The 1,332-nt window shown below is 69.8% G+C and carries 1 protein-coding gene; it reads left to right on the top strand.

Annotated elements, in window-relative coordinates; genetic code table 11:
- Nucleotides 1–1,257: HNH endonuclease signature motif containing protein (locus tag ACT3UN_RS16420; RefSeq protein ID WP_444657652.1), on the top strand; the 1,257-nt coding region annotated here is incomplete at its 5' end.
- Nucleotides 1,258–1,332: the final 75 nt, after the last annotated feature.

Genomic DNA, 1,332 nt, shown 5'->3' with positions numbered 1-1,332 from the left:
ACCGACAACACCACACCCGCGATGAGCATGGACGACATCCAACGCCACCTCAACCTCGGCGAAATCGTCCTGATCGCCCACCTCCGCGACATCGCCGACACCGAACGCCTCGCCACCGCCCGCGCCCTACGCGCCCGCACCCGCGCCGACGCCATCCGCTTCGCACACGCAGGCGAACTCGCCGCACGCAACACCGACCTCTTCGCCACCGTCGTGACCTGCGACGTCGTCACCGCCGACCACCTCGACATGATCTGGTCACGCATCCACCGCCACCTGACCACCGTGCCGACCTGCCAACACGCCGAACTCCTCACCCGCCTCGACGCCGTCGTGCACGCCAGCATCACCGACTGGATGTGCACCGCAGCCAACCCGGTCGCCCTCACCGTGCTGCGCGACCGCATCGACGCGGCGATCCTCGACGCCGAACCCGACCTGGCCGACGACACCGCCGACGCCGAAGACGACACCGCCACACTGACCCGCCGCGGCACCACACTCATCCTCGCCGGCGGCAACCCGGTCACCCTGTCGGCGATCGACAACAACCTCGACAAGAAGGCCGACGCCCTGCTCGCCGACGCCCGCCGGCGGCAGGAGAACATCCCCGAAGACCAACGCAGCGAACTACCGAGCCGCTCCCAGCTCAAAGCCCAGGTGATGCTCGGCCAACTCGGCGACAACCCGCAGTCCATGGACATCCGCGTGCACCTCTACCGCGCGACCCTCGACGGGGTGCACGGCGTCGGCGCCGGCTACGTCGCCGGGGTCGGCTGGCTCAACCCCGCCACCGCCGACCGCCTCGAAGGCACCTGCGAGGCAAGCAAGATCACCGAGATCCCCACAGATCCGCAGGACTACCCCACCTCCGAGGGCTACCCGTTCCTCGCCGGGCACAAGACCTACCTCGAAGGCCGGGACGCGACCTGCCGCTTCCCCAACTGTGATGTGCCGGCCGCCCTGTGCGACAACGACCACATCGTCAACTCCGCCCACACCGACCCCGACAGTGACGGGGCCACGCATCCGAGCAACGGGCAGAAACTGTGCCGCCCGCACCACCGGTTGAAAACCGCCGGGGTGTGGACGTGCTCCACCACCGACGGTGGGTTCACCATCGAGTGGCAGGGCCCCGGCGGGGCGCGCTACACCACCCGTGCCACCGGCCCGCTGGCCGAGGCCTACGACCCGGACAGACCCCTCGCCTTCGACGACCCAGAAGAGCCCGACGGACCCGAAGCCCCACCCGACTAGGACCCTCACCGACCGCACACGCACACGACGACCCCCGCACCCTCCCAGGTGCAGGGGCCAGACGTGCGGGCCAGG

The sequence above is a fragment of the Corynebacterium sp. AOP12-C2-36 genome, assembly GCF_052379185.1.
Taxonomy (GTDB): domain Bacteria; phylum Actinomycetota; class Actinomycetes; order Mycobacteriales; family Mycobacteriaceae; genus Corynebacterium.
The sequence above is the reverse complement of the archived record's forward strand: the minus strand, read 5'-3'. Positions and strand labels throughout refer to the sequence as shown.